The sequence below is a fragment of the Clostridia bacterium genome (genome assembly GCA_024653205.1).
Lineage (GTDB): Bacteria > Bacillota > DSM-521 > Neomoorellales > SLTJ01 > JANLFO01.
Genome location: JANLFO010000043.1, coordinates 1 through 4,752, shown reverse-complemented (window position 1 = coordinate 4,752; position 4,752 = coordinate 1). Strand labels below are relative to the sequence as shown.

6 protein-coding genes and 1 riboswitch are annotated in these 4,752 nt (G+C 63.3%); of the genes, 1 reads left to right on the top strand and 5 read right to left on the bottom strand.

The window, feature by feature from the left end:
* Positions 1 to 134: 134 nt before the first annotated feature.
* Positions 135 to 326 carry a 50S ribosomal protein L28 gene (rpmB, locus tag NUV99_12030; GenBank protein ID MCR4420817.1) on the top strand — a complete coding sequence of 64 codons (192 nt, stop codon included), beginning with the start codon at positions 135 to 137 and terminating at the stop codon, positions 324 to 326.
* Here the strand turns inward: rpmB and yfcE are convergent.
* The 5 genes from yfcE to ribD form a co-directional block, all read right to left on the bottom strand.
* Positions 323 to 883, bottom strand: coding sequence for a phosphodiesterase (gene yfcE / locus NUV99_12025; protein ID MCR4420816.1), 561 nt, complete (start codon positions 881 to 883; stop codon positions 323 to 325). The two genes, rpmB and yfcE, sit on opposite strands and share 4 nt — an antisense overlap.
* Positions 880 to 1,365, bottom strand: a complete 486-nt coding sequence (gene ribE / locus NUV99_12020) for a 6,7-dimethyl-8-ribityllumazine synthase (protein ID MCR4420815.1) — start codon at positions 1,363 to 1,365, stop codon at positions 880 to 882. The genes yfcE and ribE overlap by 4 nt, the downstream gene beginning before the upstream one ends.
* Before the next feature lie 17 nt (positions 1,366 to 1,382).
* Complete coding sequence (locus NUV99_12015) at positions 1,383 to 2,588, bottom strand: bifunctional 3,4-dihydroxy-2-butanone-4-phosphate synthase/GTP cyclohydrolase II (GenBank protein MCR4420814.1); 1,206 nt, start codon at positions 2,586 to 2,588, stop codon at positions 1,383 to 1,385.
* Positions 2,589 to 2,602: 14 nt separating this feature from the next.
* Complete coding sequence (locus NUV99_12010; protein ID MCR4420813.1) at positions 2,603 to 3,256, bottom strand: riboflavin synthase; 654 nt, start codon at positions 3,254 to 3,256, stop codon at positions 2,603 to 2,605.
* A 22-nt stretch (positions 3,257 to 3,278) separates the two neighbouring features.
* Positions 3,279 to 4,475, bottom strand: a complete 1,197-nt coding sequence (gene ribD, locus NUV99_12005) for a bifunctional diaminohydroxyphosphoribosylaminopyrimidine deaminase/5-amino-6-(5-phosphoribosylamino)uracil reductase RibD (protein MCR4420812.1) — start codon at positions 4,473 to 4,475, stop codon at positions 3,279 to 3,281.
* Positions 4,471 to 4,591, bottom strand: a riboswitch (FMN riboswitch). It overlaps the preceding gene by 5 nt.
* Positions 4,592 to 4,752 lie beyond the last annotated feature (161 nt).

Sequence of the window (4,752 nt, the reverse complement as noted above, 5' to 3'; positions counted from 1 at the left end):
AGCACCCGGTACCGCCAGTCAACTCAAGTTAACTCGAAAGTGGGGATACGTCAGGACGTCTACCCTTGTGTTGCCGGCCGGGCCGTGATAAAATGGGAGCGTTGCTTTAAACCGACAGCAAGGAGGAAAGTCTGGTGTCGCAGCGCTGTTCGATATGCGGTCGTGGCCCGGCACGCGGTCACCAGGTCAGCCATTCTAACGTGCACACCAAGCGGAGTTGGTACCCCAACCTGCAGCCGGCCAAGGTGATTATCAACGGACGTGCCCGGCGGGTGCTGGTTTGTACGCGGTGCCTCAGGAGCAACCGGGTACAGAGGGCGGTCTAGAGCTGTTCGACCGCCAGAACCTCCCCGTTGGAAACGTCCACCAGTTCCACCCGGCGGTCCAGCAGACGGGCGGCGGTGGGTCGGGCCGGCGAGCCCTGGGGGAGGCTGGGGCTGCCCGGGTTCAACAGTATGATCCCGTTCCGCCTTTCCAGACCGGCCAGATGGGTGTGCCCGGTGACGCACAGGTGAGCGCCCCACCGCCCGGCCAGCGACAGCAGTTGGTCCGGTGTGTACTGGTGGCCGTGGTGGGCGAGCAGGCGTATCCCCTCGTGCTGCAGGAACACCACAGGTGACTGCATCGGGATCTGCAGTACGAAGGCGTCCACCGCAGCATCGCAATTGCCCTGGGCAACGATTAGGGGGCAGTTCAGCTCGCTCAGAAGGCTGATCAGCTGCCCCGGATCGTAGCCCGGGGGAAGCGGATTGCGCGGACCGTGATAGAGCACGTCACCGGCGTGTACCACCAGGTCCACCGGTCCGAGATACTCCATTACCCGCCGCCAGGCAACGGCGTCACCGTGAGTATCGCTCACTATCCCGATCCTGCCCGGGTTCATTCCTCTTCCACCTGTCCTTCCTCCAGGTGGCGCCATAGGTTTGCCATCTCCAATGCCGCCTGGGCAGCCTCCCAACCCTTGTTTCCGGCCTTGGTCCCCGCTCGCTCGATGGCCTGTTCCAGCGTGTCGGCGGTAATGATACCGTAGATGACCGGTACCGCCGAATCAAGGCCTACCTGCGCCACACCCTTGGTTACTTCCGCGGCCACGTACTCAAAATGAGGGGTGCCCCCGCGAATGACCGCACCCAGACAAATAACCGCATCGTAGCCCCGACCTATCAGCTTCTTGGCCGTGGCCGGGATTTCGAAAGCGCCGGGTACCCACACGATATCCACGTCCTCGGCCAGCACCCCGTGTCGCTGAAGCGCGTCCAGGGCTCCGCTCAATAGCCGCTGGGTAATAAACTCGTTGAAGCGGCTCACAACGATGCCTACACGAAGCCCCTGTCCCAGGAGCTCTCCCTGGTAAGTTCGACCCAAGGCAAGGATCTCCTCCTTTAGCCAATATTTAACAAGTGCCCCAGTTTCTTCTTCTTGGTGCTGAGATAGTACTGATTATGCTGGTTGGGCGTAATCTCGATGGGCACCCGCTCAACCACCTTCAGACCGTAACCTTCCAGACCCGCGATCTTCCGGGGATTGTTGGTCAAAAGCCGCAGTTTCCTTATTCCCAGGTCCGCGAGGATCTGGGCGCCGATCCCGTAATCGCGCAGGTCGGCGGGAAAGCCCAGGGCTTCGTTGGCCTCGACGGTATCCTTACCTTCATCCTGCAAACGGTAGGCGAAGAGCTTGTTGAGAAGCCCTATTCCCCTTCCCTCCTGCCGCATGTACAGGAGGACGCCCCGTCCCTCGGCTTCGATCTGCCGGAGGGCCGCCGCCAACTGTTCCCCGCAATCGCACCGGGTGGAGCCGAAGACGTCCCCGGTGAGACACTGCGAATGCACGCGGACCAGGACCGGCTCCTCGGTAGCCACGTCTCCCTTGACCAAGGCCACGTGGCAGGCATGTTCCAGCAGGTCCTCGTAGGCTACCGCCAGGAAATCCCCGTATCTGGTAGGCAGGTGAGTACTCACCATGCACTTGACCAGCTTCTCGGTCCGCCGGCGGTACTGGATGAGGTCGGCAATGGTAATGATCTTCAGACCGTGCCGCGCCGCGAACTCCATCAATTCCGGTACCCGGGCCATGTGACCGTCTTCGCTCATAATCTCGCAGATGACCCCTGCGGGGTAAAGCCCTGCCAGGCGGGCCAGGTCTACCGCCGCTTCGGTATGGCCCGCCCGGCGCAGCACGCCTCCCTCCTTGGCCCGCAAAGGGAACACGTGCCCGGGACGCCGAAAATCCTCGGGACCGCAGGCCGGGTCAAGCACCTTTTGGATCGTGAGGGCCCGCTCGAAGGCCGATATCCCGGTCGTGGTGTCCTTGTGGTCAATGGAAACGGTAAAGGCAGTATCGTGGGCGTCGGTGTTGCGGGCGACCATAGGGTGAATATCCAGCTCGTCCAGCCTTTCGCCTACTATGGGGAGACAGATCAGACCCCGCCCGTAGGCAGCCATGAAGTTTATGGCCTGGGGGGTCACCAGTTGGGCGGCCATCACCAGGTCGCCTTCGTTCTCCCGGTCCTCGTCGTCTACCACGACCACCATCTTACCGGCCTTGATGTCTTCGACTGCCTCCTCAACGGTATGAAAGGTGTACGCCATTGCTCCCCCCTCCCTCACACAAACCCGTATCGGGTTAGAAGGTCCAGGTTTATTCCTTCCTGTCCGGGTTCACGCCTGGCTTCAAGGCCCAACAGCCCGGCCAGGTAGCGCGCGATCAGGTCAATCTCCAGGTTTACCTTGGCTCCCACCGTCTTCTCGCCCAGAGTGGTGTGGCTAAGTGTATGGCCGACCAGCGAAACGCTGAAGACCGAGTTCCGGCGTTCTACTACCGTAAGGCTTACCCCGTCTAAGGCTACCGAGCCCTTGCCGACCAGGTACGGAGCGAGTTCTAAAGGCGCTTCCACCCAAACCCAGACCGAGTCTCCTTCCGGGCGCCTATCCACCACCGTGCCCACGCCGTCCACGTGACCGGTTACCAGGTGCCCGCCCAAACGGCCTCCCAGTGCCAGGGCCCGCTCCAGGTTCACCTTTGATCCTGCCTCCAGGGCTCCCAGATTGGTGCGGGACAGGGTCTCTGCCATTACCTCTGCCGTGAAAGCCTCCTGATCGCAGGAGGTAACCGTAAGGCATACACCGTTCACCGCCACGCTGTCTCCGACGGCCAGGTCATCGAGCACCTTACGCGCGCGGATGGCAAGGATTCCACCCAGTCGGCGCCTTTCCAGACGTTGTACCTTGCCTATTTCTTCTACCAGGCCGGTAAACAAGCTGCCTCCTCCTCTGCCTTGCCTACGCCGTCCAGTGGGCCTCGGGGTTCTTGGTGGCGGGATACCCGCTGATAAGCCAATCCTCCCCGATCGGCCGGATCTCCAGCTCTCGCACCGGCAGGGCTTGAGCCACCCTCTCGGCGCCCAGGCCGCCGATGGGTCCGGGAGCCTCCCGACCCCCCAGCAGCTTGGGAGCCACGAACATGTACAGGCGGTCGACCAGATCCGCCTCCAGAAAGGCCGCGGCCACCGTAGGCCCGCCTTCTATCAGCACGCTGGTCACACCCCGCCTGCCGAGTAAGGCAAGCAGCGCCTTAAGATCTACTCGTGATCCGGCCTCGGAAACTACCAGGACCTCGGCCCCCCGGTCCTCCAGCGCGCGGCGGCGGTTGGGGTCGTGATGCGGGGTGGTAACCACCCATGTGGGCGCGGGGGACCGCACCTTCAGTACCCTGGCCTCTGGGGGCAGCCTCAGGGAGCTATCGAGGATCACGCGTACCGGGTCCCGGCCCTTATACCAGCGCACGGTAAGCTGGGGATTATCGGCCAGAACCGTGCCTACGCCCACCAGGACGGCGTCGTGGCGGTGCCGCAACTCGTGGACCGCGCGCCTGGCGGTGGGACCGGTGATCCACCGCGAATCCCCGGCGCGAGTGGCGACCTTACCGTCCAGGCTCATGGCCATCTTAAGGCTCACCCAGGGCAGGCCGGTGACCACATACTTGGCAAACGCCTCGTTCAGTCGCCGTGCTTCCCTCCGCTCCAAGCCCACCTCTACCGCCACGCCCGAGGTCGCCAGGCGCAGGAGCCCTCGCCCGCGCACCCTGGGGTTGGCGTCTGCAGTGGCGGCCACCACCCGCCGCACTCCCGCGGCCAGCACCGCCTCCGTGCACGGAGGTGTCCGGCCGTAATGGCTGCAGGGTTCCAGGGTGACATAGAGAGTAGCTCCCCTCGCCAGGCCCCCGGCTTGTCTCAGCGCGTTAACCTCGGCGTGTGCCTCGCCGGCACGTTGGTGGTATCCTTCTCCCACTATGCGGTCGTCACGTACCAGCACCGCGCCAACCGCAGGATTGGGACTGGTCCAGCCCGCTCCTCTCTGCGCCAGTTCTAACGCGTGCCGCATATAGAAGAGATCGGCATTGCCTCTGGCCCCGTTCGGCAAAAAGAAAAACCCCTTTCCCCGGGGTTTGGTGGCCGCAAGAAGAACCGGCTGCTGCACCCCTCTCCCATCCAGACTTTCACTGTCGGCCCCAGAATCTCACTGGGTCAACCGCCTTGGGGCGGCTCGCGGGCTTTACCGCCGGTAAGGAATTTCACCTAACCCCGAAGGATGCGAATGTCATTATAGCATTCCCGCCCGGCACCGTCAAGGCGGCGGCCCTGCTAGTGTTGCCGCCAATTCGGGGTGCCTGTCAACCCCAACCGCCCTACAGTCCCGGGCCGCCGGCGGCAGGCCCGGTTCCCCCTCGTACCGGTCGCTTCGCCGACCGAACTAG